General features: G+C 55.2%; 17 protein-coding genes. 6 read left to right on the forward strand and 11 right to left on the reverse strand.

The genetic code is table 11. The features are described from left to right. Positions 1–53 precede the first annotated feature (53 nt). The 6 genes from trxA to tsaE form a co-directional block, all read right to left on the reverse strand. On the reverse strand, positions 54–374 hold the full coding sequence (gene trxA / locus BC440_RS11840; protein WP_007088718.1) for a thioredoxin TrxA: 321 nt from the start codon (positions 372–374) through the stop codon (positions 54–56). A 105-nt stretch (positions 375–479) separates the two neighbouring features. Continuing rightward, positions 480–3,941, reverse strand: a complete 3,462-nt coding sequence (addA, locus tag BC440_RS11845; protein ID WP_063092462.1) for a double-strand break repair helicase AddA — start codon at positions 3,939–3,941, stop codon at positions 480–482. Next, positions 3,938–7,072, reverse strand: a complete 3,135-nt coding sequence (gene addB / locus BC440_RS11850; protein WP_063092461.1) for a double-strand break repair protein AddB — start codon at positions 7,070–7,072, stop codon at positions 3,938–3,940. Before addB ends, addA begins: the two co-directional genes overlap by 4 nt. Then, positions 7,072–7,845 (reverse strand): nucleotidyltransferase family protein, encoded by a 774-nt coding sequence (locus tag BC440_RS11855; RefSeq protein ID WP_063092460.1) that lies wholly within the window; start codon positions 7,843–7,845, stop codon positions 7,072–7,074. Before BC440_RS11855 ends, addB begins: the two co-directional genes overlap by 1 nt. Further along, a complete protein-coding gene (locus BC440_RS11860) occupies positions 7,845–8,954 on the reverse strand; it encodes a phosphotransferase (RefSeq protein WP_063092459.1) in 1,110 nt (369 codons plus the stop codon). The genes BC440_RS11855 and BC440_RS11860 overlap by 1 nt, the downstream gene beginning before the upstream one ends. Then, the gene (tsaE, locus tag BC440_RS11865; protein ID WP_063092458.1) at positions 8,951–9,427 is read right to left on the reverse strand and encodes a tRNA (adenosine(37)-N6)-threonylcarbamoyltransferase complex ATPase subunit type 1 TsaE; all 477 of its coding nucleotides are present in this window, start codon (positions 9,425–9,427) and stop codon (positions 8,951–8,953) included. Before tsaE ends, BC440_RS11860 begins: the two co-directional genes overlap by 4 nt. A gap of 230 nt (positions 9,428–9,657) precedes the next feature. Between tsaE and BC440_RS11870 the strand changes: the two genes are divergently transcribed. From BC440_RS11870 to BC440_RS11880, 3 genes are all read left to right on the forward strand, one after another. Continuing rightward, positions 9,658–10,680 carry an NAD(P)/FAD-dependent oxidoreductase gene (locus BC440_RS11870; RefSeq protein ID WP_063092457.1) on the forward strand — a complete coding sequence of 341 codons (1,023 nt, stop codon included), beginning with the start codon at positions 9,658–9,660 and terminating at the stop codon, positions 10,678–10,680. Positions 10,681–10,714: 34 nt separating this feature from the next. Then, positions 10,715–11,134 (forward strand): hypothetical protein, encoded by a 420-nt coding sequence (locus BC440_RS11875; RefSeq protein WP_063092456.1) that lies wholly within the window; start codon positions 10,715–10,717, stop codon positions 11,132–11,134. 100 nt (positions 11,135–11,234) lie between these two features. Beyond that, positions 11,235–11,648: a GFA family protein gene (locus BC440_RS11880; protein WP_063092455.1), complete on the forward strand. Its 414-nt coding sequence runs from the start codon at positions 11,235–11,237 to the stop codon at positions 11,646–11,648. Positions 11,649–11,669: 21 nt separating this feature from the next. Here the strand turns inward: BC440_RS11880 and BC440_RS11885 are convergent, their stop codons facing one another. Continuing rightward, the gene (locus BC440_RS11885; RefSeq protein ID WP_007088710.1) at positions 11,670–12,464 is read right to left on the reverse strand and encodes an SDR family oxidoreductase; all 795 of its coding nucleotides are present in this window, start codon (positions 12,462–12,464) and stop codon (positions 11,670–11,672) included. Between the two features lie 50 nt (positions 12,465–12,514). Next, entirely contained in the window at positions 12,515–12,832 is a 318-nt protein-coding gene (locus BC440_RS11890; protein ID WP_063092454.1) for a hypothetical protein, read from the reverse strand. A 103-nt stretch (positions 12,833–12,935) separates the two neighbouring features. On the opposite strand from BC440_RS11890, the gene BC440_RS11895 reads away from it, so the two are divergent. Further along, the gene (locus BC440_RS11895) at positions 12,936–13,277 is read left to right on the forward strand and encodes a winged helix-turn-helix transcriptional regulator (protein ID WP_007088708.1); all 342 of its coding nucleotides are present in this window, start codon (positions 12,936–12,938) and stop codon (positions 13,275–13,277) included. 41 nt (positions 13,278–13,318) lie between these two features. Here the strand turns inward: BC440_RS11895 and BC440_RS11900 are convergent, their stop codons facing one another. Both BC440_RS11900 and lepA read right to left on the reverse strand, forming a co-directional pair. Continuing rightward, positions 13,319–13,777: a heme-degrading domain-containing protein gene (locus BC440_RS11900; protein WP_037988388.1), complete on the reverse strand. Its 459-nt coding sequence runs from the start codon at positions 13,775–13,777 to the stop codon at positions 13,319–13,321. Between the two features lie 130 nt (positions 13,778–13,907). Further along, positions 13,908–15,713: a translation elongation factor 4 gene (gene lepA, locus BC440_RS11905; protein WP_007088706.1), complete on the reverse strand. Its 1,806-nt coding sequence runs from the start codon at positions 15,711–15,713 to the stop codon at positions 13,908–13,910. Between the two features lie 534 nt (positions 15,714–16,247). On the opposite strand from lepA, the gene BC440_RS11910 reads away from it, so the two are divergent. After that, the gene (locus tag BC440_RS11910) at positions 16,248–18,290 is read left to right on the forward strand and encodes an ATP-binding protein (protein WP_063092452.1); all 2,043 of its coding nucleotides are present in this window, start codon (positions 16,248–16,250) and stop codon (positions 18,288–18,290) included. A gap of 108 nt (positions 18,291–18,398) precedes the next feature. Beyond that, entirely contained in the window at positions 18,399–18,854 is a 456-nt protein-coding gene (locus BC440_RS11915) for a hypothetical protein (protein ID WP_063092451.1), read from the forward strand. A gap of 96 nt (positions 18,855–18,950) precedes the next feature. On the opposite strand, the gene pheT is transcribed toward BC440_RS11915, so the two are convergent. Then, entirely contained in the window at positions 18,951–21,359 is a 2,409-nt protein-coding gene (pheT, locus tag BC440_RS11920) for a phenylalanine--tRNA ligase subunit beta (protein WP_063092450.1), read from the reverse strand. Positions 21,360–21,361 lie beyond the last annotated feature (2 nt).

Here is a 21,361-nt window from a genome sequence, read left to right on the forward strand (position 1 = left end):
CTGCATGACACAGCCCGCCTTTTGATGTTTTAAGATCGTCACCGATCAGATGATCAGATCGACTGATTGATCCAGTCGACAAGAGCGCTTTTCGGCAGCGCGCCAACTTTCATCGCGGCAACTTCGCCACCCTTGAAGATCATCAGGGTCGGGATACCACGTACACCGTATTTTGCCGGGGTGTTCGGGTTTTCATCGATGTTTACCTTGGCAATCTTGAGCTTGCCGCCCAGTTCGCCAGCAATTTCGTCCAGATACGGCGCGATCTGTTTGCACGGGCCGCACCATTCCGCCCAGAAATCGACGAGGACCGGGTCATTGGAACCCAGAACGTCGGAATCGAACGAAGTATCGGATACTTTAATCGTGGTCATACTATCAGTTCCTGGTTGTTACGAGGCCAAGTCGGGTTTCCCCTCCAACCTCGATCCGCTGTATGGAGGCAAAGGTAGGCAGCACCGACGCAAAGGTCAAGCGCGTTACAGTCTCATGATGTGTTCGGGCAGCTCGACCATCCATGGTCCGTTGGTCCAAAGGATGTAACACCGAATGTTTTTATCCGGGTACATCTGGCCCAGTGCCGCCTTGTAAATCGACATCTGCCGACGATAGGCACGTGGTGTGCCCTCGACATCGCGTGGGGGCGGCCGATTTGTTTTAAAATCAACGATCATGACGTCGTTTTCACGCACCACCAGACGGTCAATCTGGGCGGAAACGACGTCTCCGCCGACAATGCCAACCAATGGTACCTCGGCCCTTGATCCCGTATCAAACACCGGCGCAAATTCGGGATTTTCAAAGATCGCGATTGTTTCACTGGTGATTTCACGCTGCTGGTCTGCATCAAGCGCATGCACCGGCTGGGCAAGGAACCGTTCGGCGGCATCCCGCCTTTTGGCTTCGGGCAGGTCGGGCAACAGTTCAAGCAGCTTGTGAATCAGAAGCCCGCGTTTGAAACTTTGCCCCTGATCCCCGCCCAACGGAGATTGCACAGAGGGCTCTTCTTCAAGCGGGCGGCTGGGTGCCAGCGGTTTTGGCGGGAAGGCTTCGGTCGGCGCGATGTCGCGAATCAGAACGCGCGTGGACAAATCGGCGGTGCCGGTCGCGGCAGTGACCTTGTCTGCCCGAGGCGCTTCGCGCTGATCGGTTTCCCATACCCAACCGTCGCCCGACCAGCCGGACCCCGAAAATTCCGTAAAATCGAATGTTTCGGAACTCGCATAGCCCTCCATCGCCTGCTGACACAGATTGTACCAGCAATGATCGGGTGCCTTGCGCTTGCCCTGCCAGCCGCAGATATAAAGCCGGTCTTCGGCGCGCGTCAGCGCCACATACAGCAGGCGGTTATATTCCTGATCGCGCTTCACCGCGATGCCATCACGCAGACGCGAAACCACATCGGTTTCCAATGCCACACGTGGCAGCCAATACATCAGGTCGCGATCTTCCTGCCAGAACAGGTTGGGCGCCTGTGTTGGTACCTGCATGGTATCGGGCAGGAATACGATGGGCGCCTGCAGGCCCTTGGCCCCATGCACCGTCATGATCCGGACCTCGTCACGGCCGCTTTGTTCAAGGTCACGCTTGATTTCGGCGTCGCCTGCCATCAGCCAGTGCAGAAACCCCTGCAAGGTCGGCGCATGATCGGCTTCGTAGCCCATGGCAAGGTTAAGGAATTCGTCAATCGGGTCGTTTGCTTCGATCCCGAGCCGCCCGACCAGACGTGCGCGCACCCCGCGCGCATCATCACCGCGCCCACCCAGAAGTTCGGCAAACAGTTCGAACGGACGTTCGTAATCCACACGTCCCAGCCATTTGAACAGGAATTCATAGGCCGAAAGGAAGGCCGGATCGGCATCATCACTGCCTGCCTTTTCGCGCAAGGCAAGCCAAAGGGTGCGCGGACGGTTATGGGCAATCGCAAACAACTGATCATCGTCAAACCCGATCAGCGGGCTTTTGAGGACCTCGGCCAATGTCAGGTCGTCTTCGGGCATCAGAAGAAACCGGCCAAAGGCGATCAGGTCCATCACGGCAAGCTGATCGGTGATCTGCATACGGTCCACACCGGCAACCGGAACGTTGCGTTCCTTTAACGCCTTGACGACCTCGTCGACAAAGGCCGTCCGACGTCGCACCAGGATCATGAAATCACCTGCCCGCACCGGACGTCCGCGCGATGTCAGTTCCTCTCGGGTGTCGATTGCATGGCGGATACGCCCGGCGATTACCCGCGCAAGGCGGATTTCCGGGTCCTCAAGGCGCACGATACGGGTTGGTGGGGTCCACGGGTCCTCGGCGGCTCTTTCCTGCGGTTCGACCGCCGGCCACAATTCGATCCGACCGGCCTGCCCGACACGGAACGGACTGTGACTGACATCGGCACCATCATCGCCCACCCCCTGTTTCGCGATCATCCCGGCAAAAACCCGGTCCACCGTGCCCAGCACGGCATCGGTTGAACGAAACGATATATTCATCGGGACTTCGCGCCATTCGGCTTCGATTTCGCGCGCCCGTTCGCGGAAATAGGCCCGCATCTGGGTGAATTTTTCGGGATCGGCGCGCTGGAAGCTGTAAATCGATTGTTTCGCATCCCCAACGGCAAAGATTGTCCGTGGCTTTTCATCATGCTGCCCGGCACCGGCAAAGAATTCCTCTGCCAGAATACGCACCACTTCCCATTGTTCGGGGTTGGTGTCCTGTGCCTCGTCAATCAGGATATGATCAAGACCTTCGTCGAGTTTGAACAAAACCCACCCGGCAATCCCGGCCTGCTGTTGCAATAACTGCAGACTGGTCAGGATCAGATCGTCATAATCAAGGCGGGCATGCAGCGCCTTTTTCGCGGCATAACGATCCAGCATCGCATTGCCGATACGGATCAGGGCCGATGTGGCACCGGCCAATGCGGCGGCTTTGCGCAAACGGTCAATTTCGATCAGACGGGCACATTCGGCCTCCAGCGCATCGGCCCCCATCGGATGGTTTTCGGCGGCTTTTTTCGTGATCAGTTTGGCACGCGGTTCTCCTGCGGCGGTAAAGAAGACACCGCGATAATCTGAAAACACCGCCAACCGATCCTCGATACCGGTTTTTTCAAGGAATTGGGCCAATGCGGGCACACGATCCTGATCGGTTTTGGTGCCCGCCTCAAGTGCGGCTAATCCACGCATCAGCCCATCCCGATCAAAGGCATCATCGGATAGGGCCTTGCGCAGGATATCATCCTCGCTTTGGCCGTTGGGAACGCCAAGTGCCGCATAAACCGCATCGCGCATGCGTGCCGCACCGCCATGGCGTATCAGCATGCGTTTCAACCGGCCGCGTTCACGCGCCAATTCGCCCATGACCTCGCCAAAGGCACCTTCGCGGACCTGTCCGGTCACGACCGACAGGGCATCAGCCAGATCGTCATCCCGGCCATTTCGGGCAAAGGCCAGTACTTCTTCCTGAACGTCGGCCATGGTTTCGGCCGCAGTACGGTCATCCATGATTTCAAAATGCGGTGCCAGCCCGGCTTCGAGCGGGAAACGGCGCAGCAATGACTGACAGAAGGCGTGGATCGTCTGGATTTTCATCCCGCCCGGCGCATCAAGAACCGATGCAAACAGGCGGCGCGCACGGCGGGTTTCATCAACGCTTGGTGCCGTTCCGGCCAGTTTGAAAAGATCGTCCTGAAGTTCACGATCTTCCATCGTTGCCCAATGACCCAGCCGTTCATTGACGCGGTTGGCCATTTCCGCCGCGGCGGCCTTGGTAAAGGTCAGGCACAGGATGCGATGGGGCTCGGTCCCCGACAGCATCAGGCGCAGTACCCGATCCGACAGAACCTTGGTCTTGCCGGCACCAGCCGATGCCGACACCCAGACCGAGGCCATCGGATCGGATGCATTGCGTTGCAGGATATTGGGATCGGTTCCGCGAATTTCGGTCATGCGTCGCGCCCCCCATTATCTTTGCTGTCCTCTTGCTCCGTATCCTCGCTGCCCATCCATTCGCGCAGGCGTGCGAGATGAACATAATCGGAATATTTTGGCGCATGATCCGGGTGCGGCACACTCAGGTAAGGTGTATTTTCGTCGTCAAATGCGGTGGCAAGTGCATTGACCCCGGCCACCGCATCACGCGCAAGCTCCGCCGGGGTGGTTTTCATGCGTTTGGTATCAATCTCGCGGATTTCACCTGCGGGGTCGCCACCGGAAAGCTTCCAGAACGCCATGGAAGCCGGTGGACCGGCCGGGACATCCTTAAATCCGCCGTTCTGCGCAATCGCGGCCTCAAGCGGCAATTGCGGAGCAAAGCCATTGGCAACGTCCGTCTGACTGGGCGGCATGCCGGTTTTATAATCAATGATCGCGATCCCGCCATCGCGCAGCATGTCAATCCGGTCCGCACGGGCATAAACTTCGAACCCGGTCGCGGTTTCAAGCGTACCGGATTGTTCGGTATAGGATCTGCGCACATGATCCCGGCGTGCTGCCTCCGTCTGGATGAACCAGCGGGCAATCCTCTCGAACCGTGGCCACCAGAACGCCCAAAGGCCGGGCCGGGCCGCAAGCGGTTTGAACACCGCCCGCCCGATCATGATCAATTCCTGTTCGCCATCCGGTGGCAAATGATCCGGGTATCTCGAAATAAACTGATCAAGAGCATCATGGATCAGGTTGCCGTAATCCGCCGCACCGGGATCTTCGTCCACCCCGTCAAGTTTGCGCAAACCAAGGATATGCCGGGCATAGATCGCATACGGATCACGCATCCATGTTTCAATCTGGGTAACCGACAACCGTTTTGGACGGGCGGAAACCGGCGGCGTTGGTGCCGGACGGCCAATTTTGCGGCGCATGTCATCGCGCGGTTCATCCAGCAGATCGGCCAAGGCACGCCATGCATGGGCATCCGGCTTTTCCATTGAAACGCCCGACTTCCGAAGAATGTTTTCAATCCGTAACAACCAGCGGGACGGCACAGTTGGCGTGCCTTCAACGCGCAGCGCACGGGTCATGACCACATCAGGCGCACAGAAAAGCTGTTGAAAATCATGGGCGGATTGCCCGACCCGATGTTCAGGTGCCGGAAGGCCGAAATTACGCCGCATCGGGCGGCTCATCCAAGGATCGGCCCCGGCCTCGGGCGGCCAGACACCCTCGTTCAAACCGCCCAGAATGGTCAGATCGGCCTGCTGCATCTGGGCTTCGACCGTGCCCCAGATAAACAGGCGCGGATGTTTGCCATAACGCGGACGCACCGCACGATCAGCCATCAAGGCATCCAGAAAGGCTGCATACCGGATACCCGGCATCGGAACGAAATCTGTCAGGGCCTGCAATAATTCGTGGACGAAATCAGCCAGGGCTTCGCCCGCTTCGCCACGCCAAAGCCGTTCGGCACCATCCTGCACGTCGCTTGCGGCAAGGGCTTCGGCGGCCATGATGTGACTGCGCAGGGCCCCCACCGGCGAGATCGATTTTTCATCCATCAGATCGAGCAAAGGCGCAAGACTGTCTTCAAACCGGGAAATCAGATCGGAAAGTCGCGCATGATCATCGCGAATACGTTCGATCCGCGGGGCCGCGTTATCCGCCCCGGACGCGGTGATGCGATCAATCGTCTCATCGCGCCAGCCATCCAGCGCCACCTGCAAGCCGTCCAGCCCCGGACCGGGACGCGCGCCACGCAAAACATACTGTTCCATTTGCCGGGCCAGGACACGGAACTGTTCCGGCGGAAGCCCCGCCGCACTCAGCGGATGTTTCAGAAGCTCCAGCAAGGGCACCGGGGCAAATTGCTCCTGCACGGCGCGCACGACAAGGCGCAAATAGATTGCGGGCGCTGTGTCATGCAACGGAATGCCTGCGGAATCATCAATTTCGATTTCCCAGCGACGCAGTTCCGTGGCAACACGGCGCGCCAGGCCGCGATCCGGGGTTACCAGAGCACAGGTTTTACCGGGATGTTCCAAGGCGTCGCGCATCATAAGCGCAATCGTCGCGGCCTCTTCGCGCGCGCCGGAGCAGTCAACCCGCAGAACGCCATCCAGAATTTCTGGCGCGAAATTGGCGATATGGCGCCATTGGTCGGTTGTTTGCGCCGGGCGCAGGGCCTCGCGCGTCAATCGTCGGCGTTCTTCATCCTGCGGGTACGATTGCGGTACCGATGGCCAGATCAGGACCGTCCCCGGATCACGCCCGATATGGCGCAACGTTGTCCCCAAAAGATGTTGCGGGTGGGTGGCATCCTCGTTAATCGCCTGCCAGTCATCACGCCCCAACCCCGTCATCAGGCCGGGCAGGACCACGCGCCCCCGGGGCATTGCCAGCACAGCCTTCATCAAATCACGCAATGCCGGAAACGGGCCGGTTGACCCGGCAATGATCACCGGTGCGGCCGGCGGGTTATCGCGCCAAAGATCAATCTGGGCGGCAATCAGGGCATTGCGGCGCATGGCCCGGTCACTGACCTGATGGGTTTCCAGAATGGCCGGCCAGTGCAAGGTAAGGATTTGCAGAAATTCCAGCGTCAATTGCCAATGTTCGGCAAATTCGGCAGGCACCAGCCCCTTAAGATCATCAAATTTGCAATTTTCGGTCTGTACCTGATCAAGAAACCGCGCCAGTTCCCCGGCCAGACGGGCGGCCTGATCCGCGGTTGGTTTATCACCCTTATGATCGGGCCGGTTCATGATCAGACGGGTTAGCAGCAGTTTTCGTTGCAAATCCGGAATGGATGGCGGCAGATCAAGGGCCGCCTGTTCGCCGCCTGCACCATAAATCGCCAGTTCGTCCTCGTCAGCCTCGCCCAATGCGCGGATGGTCGGCAGCATGGTCACCGCCCCATTCGACTGACGAAGGAACGCATCGCGCATTACCTTTGCCGACCGGCGATTGGGTACCATCAGGACATAATCAGGTAAGGCGACCGGCTCTGCTGCGGTTTCCGCCATCAACTGTTTTGCGATCAGATCGGCAAATGCAGCGCCCGGCGGAATATAAAACAGGTTTTCAGGCTGTGCCGCCGGTGCGGCAAAGTGATCGGCGGCGTCCATATAATCGAACAGATCCGCCATCAACCGCCCCCGGCTTTGGCTGCTTTTGCCATTCTGGCGGCACTTTCATGCGCCAAAGCGTCTGCGATGACGATTTCGGCATCGGCCAATGCTTCTGGCGTGCCGATATGGAAATAATCCCCGTCATGAACCAAACCAAAGCAGCGCCCCGATGCCAAAGCCTTGTCGTAAACCAGATTTGATGAAAACGCGCCATCAGGGGTATTTTCAAACAATCGCGGCGACAGGATTTGAACACCGGTAAAGAAATACGGGGCAGACACGGCATCGCCGCGACGCTTCAACCGACCATCGACCTGCCAGAAGAAATCACCCGCACCGTCATAACCAAACGCCCCTTCGACCGGATAGATCGCAAGCAACGCGTCCATATGGTCCGGATCGAAGGCCTCTGTCAGGCGGTCAAAAAGCGGCTCCGCCCCCTCGGTCCAGAAAACATCCGCATTGGCAACCAGCACAGCCTGATCATCAAGCATTGGCAGGGCCTTTTTCACCCCACCGCCTGTTTCAAGCAAGTCTTCCTCGGGCGAGCACAGAACCCGTGGCAGGGTCCGGGTGGCGACGTGGTCGACAATCATCTGGCCAAGATAGTGACAATTCACCACCGCCTGATCAAACCCGGCATCCGCCAGTTTATCAAGCACATGATCAAGCATCGGCTTCCCCGCAACCGGAACCAGTGGTTTTGGCATGTGATCGGTGATCGGACGCATGCGTTTGCCAAACCCCGCGGCCAGGACCATTGCTTGCGCCTTTGCGGTGTTATCCCTCATCAGGATGCCCCCTGTTCGGACGATTGGCGTGCGCCGGAAAGTGACGGGGCCATTCGTGCCTCAACCGGGATATAATTTGCAATCCATGCCGCCAATTCAGGTAAATTGCGGTCTGCATCGCGCAGGATCAATTCCCAGCAGCGCGGGATGAAATCGAAATAGCGTCGTTTGCCCGCCTTGATCGCCAACCAGCCAAACCGGCCCAGTATCCTGAAATTCCTTACCATATTGCAGGCCATATATGATGTTTCGAAATCGGAATGATCCAGATTTTCGAAGGCTGCACAATAACGATCCTTCAGACTGGCTTCGAGTTCCGAACCGATATCATGCCGGACATCACGCAATAACGACACCAGATCATAGGGCCGTGGGGCGATTGCGGCGTCCTGAAAATCAATGATCCCGCAATCCTCGCCGCCCTCGTCATTTTCAACCAGCATCAGGTTATCGACGTGATAGTCGCGGTGAATGATGACCGTGCCGGTTTTCCAGCATGACGGCAAAACGCCATCAAGCATCACGTCAAAATCAATCATGGCCTGATTGCGTCGGACCGGATCGGCAATGATCAACGGCAGATAGTCATCCTTGAAGCTTTTCAGCATACGCCTGAAATTATCCGGCCCGTAAACCACCAGATCGGCCTCTGCCTGCATCCGGGCCCGCGCCGTTTTTGTATCGCAATAGCGATGCAGGTTAATCAACTGATCCACCGCCCGAAGATAAAGGGCCGGTTTGGACGCCCCATTCTGGTCGAGCGCCCGTGTAAAGGTCAGATCGCCAAAATCCTCGATCAGGACAAGACCCTGCGACACATCGCTGGCATAGATTGCCGGTACGCGCCAGCCTGCCTGCATGAACAGGTCTGTCGTTGTCATCACGGGCGCCACAGATGCCGGGCGTTCGGGATTCTCATGGATGCCGTGCGGATCAACGCTGATGGCATCAATGGGAAAATCCATCAACAAAGCGGTGCGGCGACCGTCATCCAGACGATAGTATTTCCGTGCAGAGGCGTCATCGACCAACGGCACCGGCACCACATCACGCCAGCCGTTTTTCCCAAGGAAAAGATCAATCACATCCTGTCGTGCCGCCGCATTCATGATGCAACCTCATCGAGATTTTCAATGCGCTTCTGCCAATCGGCACCGTGCGGAAGAAGCTGAAACACCCGCGCATCAATTGTTGATCCGGGTTCGATATGAATATCAAGACGATTTTCGGGCGTCAGATATTCCAGCCGGTCAGGCCATTCAATCAGACTGACGCCATCGGCAAAGGCATCTTCGATATCAAGCTCGTGGATTTCTTCGGGATCGGACAACCGATACAAATCGAAATGCCAGACAGGGATGGGAGCAAGTTCGTAAATCTGCACCAGGGTGAAGGTCGGACTGGGAACTTCTTCATGCGGATTGTTGGCCAACGCACGGATATAGGCCCGGCAAAAGGCACTTTTCCCCATGCCCAGTGTCCCATGCATCAGGATCACGTCACCCGGCTTTGCCAATGCGGCAAGTTTCCCGGCAAGGGCTTCTGTCCCGTTCTGGTCGCTGACAGTAACTGTCCTGATCATGATATCCGTCAATTGATTGCAAGCTGACCCTATTTGTAGGGTGACGGGACCATCCTTCGCAATGATTTTACGTGCAAGGATAAAGGCAACCCGCGCACAAGGTTAAAAACGGCGGGAAAGGCCGGTTTACATTGCGATAACCGGTCCCAAATGTTATCTCGCACATATATGATTCAGGCTATGAATTACCGTCGCTTTTATCGACCTGATGTTATTTGGATGGAATGAACATGTCAGACGCATCGTACAGCACCGATATCGCCATAATTGGCGCTGGCCCTATCGGGCTTTTCGCCGTTTTCGAAGCCGGAATGCTGGGGCTTAAAACACATGTCATTGATGCGCTTGATATGGTTGGCGGGCAATGCAGCGCGCTTTATCCCGAAAAGCCGATTTTCGATATCCCGGCCCATCCGCAAATTGCCGGTCAGGACCTGATTGATCAGCTGGCCAAACAGGCCGCCCCGTTCGAGCCGACCTATCATCTCGGTCAGCAGGTGATCAAACTTGAAAAGCGTGACGATGGCCGTTTCACGCTGGAAACCTCGGTCGGCACCATCATTGATGCGGGTGCGGTTGTGATTGCGGCCGGTTGCGGTGCCTTTGGCCCGAACAAACCGCCGATGGACGGCCTTGAAGATTACGAAGGCAGCGGCGGCGTTCAGTATTACGTCAAACGCCGCGCCGATTTCGCCGGCAAAAAGGTTGTCATTGCCGGTGGCGGGGATTCGGCTGTTGATTGGGCGCTTTCCCTTCATGACATCGCCGAAAAGGTCATGGTTGTTCATCGTCGCCCGAAATTCCGCGCCGCACCGGACAGCAGCGCAAAATTGCAGGCCCTTGCCGAAGCCGGAAAGATCGAGATGGTCATTCCCTATCAGCTCAAGAGCCTCAAGGGTGACAATGGCAAGCTTTCCCATGTCGTCGTTGCGACGCTTAAGGGCGAGGAACTTGCACTGGAAGCAGATCACCTGTTGCCGTTCTTTGGCCTTGCCATGGAACTGGGTCCGATTGCCGATTGGGGGCTTAACCTTGATCGCAACCATATCGGTGTGACGCAGGCCACGATGGCAACGTCGGTTCCGGGCATCTTCGCGATTGGCGATATCGCGACCTATGAGCACAAACTGAAACTGATCCTGTCAGGCTTTGCCGAAGGGGCCAGCGCCATCCATGCCGCGCGCAGCTACCTGTTCCCGGACAAGGAATTCCATTTCGAATATTCCACCACGACGGGTGTTCCGAACGAGTAACGAGCCTTGTAGACCATTCAGGAAAGCGCCCTTTATGCTAGGGCGCTTTCCGAACAAACAGGCAAGGATTCTGTGCCTGATTTTTGCTTTTTCTTCTCAGTCACGCTTCAAATTTCGTTTCCATCCAGGTGGAATACCACCTAAAGTCATTGCAGTAAATTTTCAGCAACCGGAAAATGCAATGGAAAATCCTGAGAATCCGTCCACCGCAAAACGCACACCTTTAACCGACATGCATAAACTTGCATTGTTCGGAGCCGGAACCTTGCTGTGTGGAACAATAATATTCATGTTCACACTTAATAGCGTTTTCGAAATGGCAATGCGTGGCCGCTCTGGCGGGAGCATCATGTTAACGATTGGAATGACATTGGCAATCGGTCTGCTGATTGCTGGTGGGACGGTCGTTTCAAAATGCGTATCAAAAGCAATCAAACCTATTCTAGAAGACTAAAAACCTTCAACAACAAGCTCGGCCGATTAGGGTGTTGATTGGGCCCCTTCTCTTGGCAACATTGGCGGAATAAGCCCTGATCAAAAAGGAAAAGCACACCATGCCCGCAGCCGATAAAACCACCCTTCATTCCGGCGGTTGTCTGTGTGGCGCGGTGCGCTTTTCCGTTTCTGGCGATCCGACGGGCGGCAATCATTGCCATTGCGGCATGTGCCGCAAAGACAGCGGTTCAGGCGTCTCAACCTTCGTCACCTTTCCGACCGCGACCCTAAAATGGGAAGGCAAACCGGCCGAGTTTGAAAGTTCGCCCAACCGGTTTCGCGGCTTTTGCCCGAAATGCGGATCAAGCCTTACCTGGCGGCACGGCGACTATCCCGAATTCCTTGATTTCAGGCTTGGCAGCTTCGACGACCCGACGCCCTTCAAGGCAAAAAAGCATCTATGGATGAGTACGGCCCTGCCCAGCTTTGCGGGAATTGACCCCGATATCGAACATATCGATCAATCGAGCTGATCGACCACGAATGTCCTTTTCCTAGACGGTCGGGACCGTGCCGCCATCGATGGTATATTCCGCACCATGAATCGACGACGCCCGGCTTGATGCCAGAAAGGCAATCAATTCTGCGACTTCTTCCGGCTGTGCCGGACGTCCCAAGGGGATGCCGCCCAAGGCATCAAGGATGCTTTGGCGTGCGGCTTCCTCGCTGATACCGCCGCCTTCTGCAATCCGTTCGACCATCGCCTTTGAGGCATCGGTATAAATCCATCCCGGCGCAACGGCATTGACCCGAACACCTTTGGGGCCGACTTCCTTTGACAGAACCTTGCTGTAAGTCGTAAGCGCGGCCTTTGCTGCGGCGTAGGCGGTTGTTGCGTCAAATAACGGCAAACGCCGCTGAATTGAGGAGGTATGCACAACAACACCGCTGCCACGCCTGATCATTTCCGGCACCAGACAGCGGTCCAACCGCACAGCCGCCATCAGGTTAAGGTTCAATTCCTTTTCCCAACCGGCATCGTCGATCACGGCAAAGCCACCGGACGGGTTTGACGACCCGCCCAGAACGTGGATCAGGATATCAACTCCTCCCATGCGTTCTTGTGCAGCTGCGGCGAGTTTTTCGACGCCGGCCGTGGTTGAAAGGTCCGCCTGCACATAGCAATCGCTGTCGATATCATCGGGTTTCTCGCCCCGCGCCGCCGTAAGCAGGGTTCCGCCACCCGCCATCATGCGTTCAAAAACGGCCTTTCCTGTACCTTTGGTACCGCCGGTTACAATTATGCGTTTTTGCGCAAATTCCTGCGCAGGATCTGGAAGCTGAAACATTTTCGGGTCGCTTGTTTTGTTGGGAAAGTTGCGTCAAAAATCGCGGTCGATTAGCCGATCAAAAGCTTTTCGATCTTGCCATTCGCAAGTTCGAACCGATAATCAAGTTCAATCGGACTGTTGGGGAAGTCACCGCTGACCTTGGCTTTCACCGCAAATTGTTCAGCTATATGGGCAACTTCAATCGGCTCGGCGACAAAGTTGTATTTTGCTTTGACGTCTTCCATCCATTTGCCGATTTCGGGTTGGCCGTGATGGCGTTGCTTTTCGTCTTCGACAATTGCAGTTTCATTGAAAGCCGCAACCTTCTGGGCAACGCTATTGGATGGATCAAAATATGCGGTGATCGGTTCAGGGAGTTTGATCATCTTGTTTGTTCCTGTCTGTTTGCTTGTCAGACAGGCATTTTTCAAACAAACTCCCATTTTGGGAAGTACGTACTTTAAAGTAAGTAACTAACAGGCTTGAAGCATGGCGAAAACCTACACGCCGGTCACTGCGGCATCAGACGTCGAAACGATCTTTAAAATGCTTGAAGGTCGATGGAAGCTGATCATTCTTTTCCATCTGTTTGGCGGCAAGGTGCAACGTTATTCAGATCTGGAAAAGCTGATCCCGGGCATTTCGCAAAAGATGCTCGCCCAGCAGCTTCGACAGCTTGAAGCCGACGGCATCATCGAACGCAAAGTTTACCCGGTGGTGCCGCCCAAGGTCGAATATCGCATGAGCGAATGGGGCCAATCATTGTGCCCCGCATTGGATGCCCTGCTTAAATGGGCAGAAGCCCGTCCTGCCGAACTCAAAGTTGGCTGACGATCATTGGCCGATAACCCGATACCCGAAATCGAACCGAGTCAGGCCGAAACCCCAAGAAAATCTTCAAGAACACCAACAATCATCCCGTGATCCTCGTGCGAGGCAAGGCCGGAAACGGTGATTGCCGCGATCACGCCAACGCCTTTGACGCGAACCGGGAAACTGCCGCCGTGGTCGGCATAATCGGCGAAATCAATCCCGTGATCGGCAAGCGTTTTGCCCTTGGCCTTCAACGCCAATCCGAACTGCATCGATGATTGATGTTCGCGAAGCGTCAGATTGCTTTTGCGATATGCCCAGGAATCATTGGCGGGTTTTGCCCCCAAAAGGGCCGCGTGGAACAGGGTGCGATCAGATGTACGGATGTCAACGACAACCGGGGCTCTCTGTGCCCGTGCCACTGCCACGAGGGCCGATCCGATTTCCCACGCCGTTTCCTCGTCAAAGCGATCAAAGACAAGGATGGCTTCCTGACGTTGAAGAATTTCAAGATCCATAGCGGGCTCCTGCAGCAAAACGGTATGACGACCTATCCATAACGCATGGCACGAATTGCCGAAAGCCCTCAAAGAAAAAGGCTGCATCCCCAATGGGATGCAGCCTTTGTTTCGATGCCGTAATATCGGTTTATTTATCGTCGCTCATTTTAAGGGCGTTGATAAAGGCCGACTGTGGAATTTCGACCTTGCCGAACTGGCGCATCTTTTTCTTACCGGCCTTCTGTTTGTCCAGAAGTTTGCGTTTACGCGACACGTCACCGCCATAACACTTGGCTGTCACGTCTTTACGCATCGCAGAAACCGTTTCACGTGCGATCACCTTGCCGCCGATGGCGGCCTGAATGGCGACCTTGAACATCTGGCGCGGGATAAGGTCCTTTAGACGTTTGCAAATCTCGCGGCCCCGATGTTCGGCAGCAGACCGGTGAACCATCAATGCAAGCGCATCAACCGGCTCTTCGTTGACCAGAATGGATACCTTGACCAGATCGCTTTCATCGTAGCCCGCCAGTTCATAATCAAAGCTGGCATAGCCACGCGAAATCGATTTCAGGCGGTCATAGAAATCAAACACCACCTCGTTCAGCGGCAGTTTGTAAACCGCCATCGCCCGGTTCCCGACATAGGTCAGGTCCTGCTGAATGCCGCGACGTTCGGTGCAAAGCGTCAGAATGCCGCCAAGATATTCGTCCGGCACCATGATGGATGCCTTGATCCAGGGTTCTTCAATCGCCTTGATCTTGGTGACATCGGGGAAATCCGCCGGGTTATGCAGCAGAATATCTTCGCCCTTGGTCATCGAGATTTTATAGGAAACCGACGGTGCCGTGGTGATCAGATCAAGTTCGAACTCGCGTTCAAGACGCTCCTGAATGATTTCAAGATGCAAAAGCCCCAGGAAGCCACAGCGGAAACCAAGCCCCAGTGCGGTCGAGTTTTCCGGCTCGAACTGGAAGGATGCATCGTTAAGGTGCAGCTTTTCAAGCGCATCGCGCAGCACATCATATTCGCTGGTATCAACCGGGAAAATGCCACAGAACACTACCGGAATGGACGGTTTGAAACCGGCAAGCGGTTTTGCGCAGGGACGTTTTTCTTCGGTAATCGTGTCGCCGACTTCGCATTCGGCAACGGTTTTCATACCGCAATTGATAAAGCCGACTTCACCCGGCCCCATTTCATCAAGCGCAAGCGGCTTGGGCGTGAACACGCCAACACGGTCAACCGTGTGGGTAACCTTGGCGTTCATGAAGCGGATTTTCTGGCCTTTTTTCAGGGTGCCTTCTTTGACACGCACCAGAATCATCACGCCAAGATATGAATCGTACCAGCTATCAACCAGCAGGACTTCAAGCGGTGCCGCCGGATCGCCCGTCGGAGCAGGTAAACGATGCACCAATGCTTCAAGCACATCAGGAACACCAAGACCGGTTTTGGCCGAAATCATCAGCGCGTCACTGGCGTCAATGCCAATCACTTCTTCGATCTGTTCCTTGACGCGGTCCGGTTCTGCGGCGGGCAGATCAACCTTGTTCAGGACAGGCACGATTTCGTGGTTGTTATCAATCGCCTGATAAACGTTGGCCAGGGTCTGCGCTTCGACACCCTGGGCGGCATCAACCACCAGAAGCGATCCTTCGCACGCGGCAAGCGAACGCGATACTTCATAGGCAAAATCGACGTGACCCGGCGTATCCATCAGGTTCAGGGTATATTCCTGACCATCCTTGGCCGTGTATTTCAAACGCACGGCCTGAGATTTGATGGTGATCCCGCGTTCGCGTTCGATATCCATCGAGTCGAGGACCTGCTCGGACATCTCGCGATCGGTAAGACCACCGGTAAGCTGGATCAAACGATCGGCCAGGGTCGATTTACCGTGGTCGATATGCGCGATAATCGAAAAGTTTCGAATGTTCTTAAGATCGGTCATATGGCTGCTTCTGGCACTGGGCGATGGTTATGTCAAAAATTCGGTTCGGTTTTTGCCAAAACTTGATCGCATTTCACATCGATCATTTATCACAAAGCCGGTGTCACGCCGTTTGCACCATCCCGGTCAGCCAGCCCTGCACAAGGCAGCGACATCTGGAAAGGCACGGCAGTAAAAGTTGTGCTGCCGCGGAGCAAGCGGGCGATACCGGCAATTTCGGATCGTCTTGGCCGTCCTGGCGATAAAAACCAATCGCCAACAGCGGGTTTATAGGGGTTTTTAACTTCAATTAGAAGCACTGTGTTTGAATTCGGTTCTGCGAATTCGCCTTCACCCTGCCCCGGATTTGCATGATCGTCCCTTCCTGATGGCAACAACATGCCCCGAACAAGAGCAAGTTGCTGTCACCGCGCGATTTTTTATATGAGATCATCCGCATTATTGCCGGTTGAAAGCTTTTCAACCCGACCAAAAAAACATAGGCTTTGATCCCGGGGCAGTTAGGCAGGATCAGGCAAGGGTGCAACAAAGAAAATGTTTCTGACATCCATCGAGCCGTCATTGTCCCGACGCGGGTTAAGCAAACTGCGAAAGCGTCTGGCTGCGCTCACGATGACCGGCATGGTGATCCTGCTTTTTTCCTTCTTCTTTATCCAGAAAACACTATACGACAGCGCGATTGATCAGGCGCGGGCGCAAATGATGGCCATCACCTATCATCTGAGTGCCGTGCTGATGCAAAACAGCACAATCGACCTGCAACGCGTCATTGATGAAAATCCCGATCTTTCCGTTGGCGTTCTGGATACTGATCGCAATCAGATCAACGGCACCATCCCGCCCCATTTGGTTGATGATCTTTTTGACGAAATAGACAAACAAAAAGCCTATCGCGGCAGTTTGCTGTGCATGCATGGCAATACCGTGATGCTGATGGCCTACAGTATTTTGCCGCAGCTTGACCGTATCGTTGTGACCTATATTCCGCGGCACATTTTATTGGGCAACTGGCGCGAAGCCATCATGCTTCACGCCTCGTTGTTTCTGATCGTGCTGGTTATTATGGCGGGACTTTCTGTTTGGCTGTGGCAGCGCCTGAAACGACAGCATTTGCGCGCCGCCGACCTGGCCGAGCATTTCAACGATTCAGAAAACACGCTGTCTGATTGCGGCTGTGCGATTTTAAGCTGGTCGTCAAAGAACCCGTCCGGAATTCTTACATCTCGTCTGAACTGGCCGGAAATACTCGGCCTTGAATTTGGCGATGTCAAACCAACCGCCGATGCATTTCTGTCACGTCTTGGCGCGGCATCGCGGGCACAGCTACGAAGTCCGCTGATTGACAACGAGTGGCAAGATAATCGTATCGGCACAATGGTCGATATACTGACATCAGCCGGTCAAACCCAGCGCTTTTATCTGATGGCTCAACGCCGCCAGGAAGAAGACAGTGAAACCATTACCGTCCTTTTGCTGGAAATCGCCCCGCAGCAGGAACTTTGTCACCCGTTCGAAACCTATCTGCATCATACGCCAGAACCTGCAATCGCAGTCGACATGGAAGGCATTCTGCAAGGCCTCAGCCCCGCATTGGCCGAACTTGTTGGCAAGGCGGTCTATGACCTGATCGGAAAGCCGGTCGAATTTCTTTTCCTGCCAGAAGACCGGGAAACTATCCGCACAAGTTTCATAAACCGGCAAAGTGGCGATACACAGGAAAGAGAACTGGTTTTACGTATTTCCGATCAGCGCGGCGAAACCCGATGGCTGGCGTGGCACGCCATTGGTCCGTTCGAGGGCATGACATTCAGCAGCGCACGCGACGTGACCCAGTTTGTCGAAAATGCAAACAAGCTTCGCGATACCCTTGATCAGCTTAAGCGGACCAATGAAGACCTTGAACAATTTGCCTATGTCGCGTCCCACGACCTGCAACAGCCATTACGCATGGTCGCAAGCTATACCCAGCTTTTGAAACGCCGTTATGGCGGATCACTTGATCAGGAAGCGGACGAATATATCGACTATGCGGTCGATGGCGCAAAGCGCATGCATAAACTGATCAGCCATTTGCTGGAATATGCCAAAACCGGCAGCAACGATGATGAAATGGCGGAACTCGACTGCAATCAGGTACTTAACGAAGCGCAAGCCGACCTCAAGGCCATTATTGTTCAGGAACAGGCAACCATTACCCATAATGATCTGCCCGTGATCAACGGTGATCGGATCAGTTTGTCTCGTCTGTTCCAGAACCTGTTGTCGAATGCGATCAAATATCGTCGCCCAGGCGTCCCACCTCACATCGATATTCATGCCATGCGAGATCCCGACATGCCCGGATTCTGGCGTATTTCGGTTCGCGATAATGGAATTGGCATTCATCCGGAACATGCACATCGTATTTTCCGCCTGTTCCAGCGTTTGCACAAAGATGAGTTCAGCGGAACCGGGCTTGGGCTTTCACTATGTCGGAAAATTGCAGAACAGCATGGCGGTCGGATATGGCTTGATACGACCCGCCCCCTGACCGATCCCGGGGCAACATTTGTCTTCACTCTGCGCGGGAAGCCATAAAAGCCCCCAAGTCCAAGGGTGGCAAGCATCTTGCTTTGAAACAGACAGCACAAAGCGGGTCGGTAAAACCTGCCCGCTTGATGACCATCGGCCACGACGGAGCATGGTATGACTAGCACCCGTTTATATACGGCACTTTCATTGACTGGTTTGTTGCTTCTGGCGGCATGTGGCTCGGACATGCGAACCATGCCAAACAGCCACATGCAATCGCTGGCCAGCCTGTTTGCCGAGCGCGATGTTCATGCCCCTATGCCGCGTGGATGGCGGCAATTGAATGGTAAGGAAATCAACTACCGTTTCGCAAACGAAACTTACGCTGTTTACTCAGTTGACGAGGATGAAGAACTGCTGGTCATGCATCTGTCCGATAACGGAACCGGTCGGCTTGAAGCGGATGACGACTGGGAAAGCTGCACATGGAACAGCATGATCGATCAACTTAACATCGAATGCGATGACACCGATATGGAATGGCGGATTTACACCAATGGTCCGGACATCGTGGCCGTCGACCTTGATGAAGAAGAATTTGCCGTCTTGCGTAAACGACCAGGTGGATAGCTTCCTTGCGCCTTCGCGCACATTCCCACATTCGGACAACAAAAAACGGGCCGCCAGACAGGCGACCCGTTTTTATTATGCTTGTCGGGGAAAACCCTAGGCGCGCAAAGAACCGCCTGTTGCCTTTTCGACAGCAGCGACAACCTTTTTACAAACCCCGTCGATTTCTTCTTCGGTCAGGGTTGCCTTGGTCGGCTGCAAGGTGATCGAGAAAGCAATTGATTTCTTGCCATCCTCGATACCTTTGCCGGCATAAAGATCGAAGATCGTGACATCCGAAATCAGGTTACGGTCCACATTCCGTGCTGCCTTGACAATGGCTTCGGACTGAACATCCGCATCCAGAAGGAAGGCAAAATCACGTTCGACCGACTGGAAGCTTGATGCATTCAGTAACGGGCGGCCGGGGCCTTTTTTCTTTGGCATCGGAACGTTTTCAACGAACAGCTCGAACGCAACGACGCGCCCTTTGACACCCAAAGCTTTCAATACTTTCGGGTGCAGTTCACCGAAATAGCCAAGGATGTTTTTCGGCCCCAGCTGCAAGGCGGCTGATCGGCCCGGGTGATACCACGACGGGGCACCATCAGCATTCACCTGCACGTTGGCTGCGGCAGTACCAAGGGCTTCCAGCAATGCCTCGGCATCCGCCTTGACATCAAACAGGTCAATATCGCGACGGGACCCTGTCCAGCTGCGCGGAGTAGTCGATCCCGACCGCAAACCGGCCGCAACCAGACGCTGATCCCCCGGCTGATCGCCAAAGAATTCCGGACCAGCTTCAAACAGTGCCAGATCAGCAAAGCCGCGCGACTGATTGCGACCGACTGCGGCAATCAGGTTGATCAGCACATTGGGCCGCATCACATCAAGATCGGAACTGATCGGATTGGCAAGGAACAGCCCCGGTTTCAAATCCGCAAACAGTTTTGCCCAACGCGAGTCCGTGAACGACCACGTGACGGTTTCAAACATGCCGCGCGAAGCCAGTGTCCGACGGGTCAGACCGACCCGCTTCTGGAACGGGCTAAGGGCCGGAACCGGCAGGCTGGTTTCACGTTCCAGCGGCACCGTCGGTATTTTATCGTATCCGACAATGCGCAGCACTTCCTCGACCAGATCGGCTTCGCCAACGATATCCGGACGCCATGTTGGTGCAACAGCCGTAATAACGGGCGCATTTCCGGTAACTTCGAAGCCAAGCGACTTCAGAATTGCAATCGCCTGATCGGCGTCAACGTCGACACCCCCCAGTTCCCGGATGCGATCAATGCGAAGATCAAAGCTGTTCCTGGGCGCAGGAACGTCACCGGCCTTGACCACGTGCGAAACTTCGCCACCACAAAGTTCCGTGATCAGACGGGTGGCAACTTCCATGCCCCAGACAATTGATTGCGGATCAACGCCGCGCTCGAACCGGTAACGGGCATCGGAATTGATCTGCAGTTTGCGACCGGTTTTTGCAACACTGATCGGATCGAACAGGGCACATTCGACAAACACATTGACCGTGTCTTCGACACAACCGGTTTCTTCACCGCCGATAATACCACCGATGCCAAGTGCCTTTGCCTGATCGGCAATCACGACCATGCTCTCGGACAGCTCGTATTCCCTGTTATCAAGTGCCGCAAGCTTTTCGCCATTGATCGCATAGCGCACATTGATGTCACCCGACAGTTTATCGGCATCAAATACATGCAATGGACGGGCAAGGTCATGGGTCACAAGGTTTGTGATATCGACAAGAGCCGAAATCGGACGCAAACCGATGGCTTCAAGACGGGCTTTCAGCCATGCCGGGCTTTCGCCGTTTTTAACACCGCGAATGTAGCGACCATAAAATGCCGGGGCTGCGGCATTTTTTGCAATATCTGCTGAAATCGTGACACCCACCGGGCTATCGAACGATCCGGCAACCGCTTCCTGACGTGGATCTGCCTTTAGCGCCCCAAGACCGGCAGCGGCAAGATCACGTGCGATCCCGCGCACACCGGTACAATCGGGACGGTTCGGGGTCAGGCCGATTTCAATGATCGGATCGTCCGCACCAAGAACCGTTGCAACCTGTGCGCCGATTTCGGCATCTTCCGGCAGTTCGATGATGCCGTCGTGATCTTCACCCAGGCAAAGTTCGCGGGTCGAACACATCATGCCCTGGCTTTCGACGCCCCGGATTTTACCCGGTTTCAGTTTCGAACCGTCAATCGGGATGATCGCGCCCGGCTGTGCCAGTGCAACCTTGATCCCGGTTCGGGCGTTCGGTGCACCGCAAACGACCTGAATGATTTTATCACCGGTATTCACCCGGCACAGTTTCAGGCGGTCGGCATCCGGGTGCTGACCCGCTTCTTCGATATAGGCGACACGGATATCCCGAAGCGCTGCGGCTCGGTCGGTGACGCTTTCGATTTCAAGCCCGACATCGGTCAGTTTTTCGGCGATAACATCAATCGACGCATCGGTATCGAGGTGCTGCTTCAGCCAATCGAGTGTGAATTTCATGA

The sequence above is a fragment of the Thalassospira sp. MIT1004 genome, assembly GCF_001858545.1.
GTDB classification, from domain to species: Bacteria; Pseudomonadota; Alphaproteobacteria; order Rhodospirillales; family Thalassospiraceae; genus Thalassospira; species Thalassospira xiamenensis.

Excerpts from the sequence above, each read along its gene's own strand:
- BC440_RS11890 (WP_063092454.1), bottom strand. The coding sequence starts at position 12,832 with ATGATCAAACTCCCTGAACCGATCACCGCATATTTTGATCCATCCAAT.
- BC440_RS11880 (WP_063092455.1), top strand. The coding sequence starts at position 11,235 with ATGCCCGCAGCCGATAAAACCACCCTTCATTCCGGCGGTTGTCTGTGT.
- BC440_RS11915 (WP_063092451.1), top strand. The coding sequence starts at position 18,399 with ATGACTAGCACCCGTTTATATACGGCACTTTCATTGACTGGTTTGTTG.
- BC440_RS11900 (WP_037988388.1), bottom strand. The coding sequence starts at position 13,777 with ATGGATCTTGAAATTCTTCAACGTCAGGAAGCCATCCTTGTCTTTGAT.
- tsaE (WP_063092458.1), bottom strand. The coding sequence starts at position 9,427 with ATGATCAGGACAGTTACTGTCAGCGACCAGAACGGGACAGAAGCCCTT.
- addB (WP_063092461.1), bottom strand. The coding sequence starts at position 7,072 with ATGGCGGATCTGTTCGATTATATGGACGCCGCCGATCACTTTGCCGCA.
- BC440_RS11870 (WP_063092457.1), top strand. The coding sequence starts at position 9,658 with ATGTCAGACGCATCGTACAGCACCGATATCGCCATAATTGGCGCTGGC.
- trxA (WP_007088718.1), bottom strand. The coding sequence starts at position 374 with ATGACCACGATTAAAGTATCCGATACTTCGTTCGATTCCGACGTTCTG.
- pheT (WP_063092450.1), bottom strand. The coding sequence starts at position 21,359 with ATGAAATTCACACTCGATTGGCTGAAGCAGCACCTCGATACCGATGCG.
- addA (WP_063092462.1), bottom strand. The coding sequence starts at position 3,941 with ATGACCGAAATTCGCGGAACCGATCCCAATATCCTGCAACGCAATGCA.
- BC440_RS11910 (WP_063092452.1), top strand. The coding sequence starts at position 16,248 with ATGTTTCTGACATCCATCGAGCCGTCATTGTCCCGACGCGGGTTAAGC.
- BC440_RS11895 (WP_007088708.1), top strand. The coding sequence starts at position 12,936 with ATGGCGAAAACCTACACGCCGGTCACTGCGGCATCAGACGTCGAAACG.
- BC440_RS11855 (WP_063092460.1), bottom strand. The coding sequence starts at position 7,845 with ATGAGGGATAACACCGCAAAGGCGCAAGCAATGGTCCTGGCCGCGGGG.
- BC440_RS11885 (WP_007088710.1), bottom strand. The coding sequence starts at position 12,464 with ATGTTTCAGCTTCCAGATCCTGCGCAGGAATTTGCGCAAAAACGCATA.
- BC440_RS11860 (WP_063092459.1), bottom strand. The coding sequence starts at position 8,954 with ATGAATGCGGCGGCACGACAGGATGTGATTGATCTTTTCCTTGGGAAA.
- lepA (WP_007088706.1), bottom strand. The coding sequence starts at position 15,713 with ATGACCGATCTTAAGAACATTCGAAACTTTTCGATTATCGCGCATATC.
- BC440_RS11875 (WP_063092456.1), top strand. The coding sequence starts at position 10,715 with ATGCTAGGGCGCTTTCCGAACAAACAGGCAAGGATTCTGTGCCTGATT.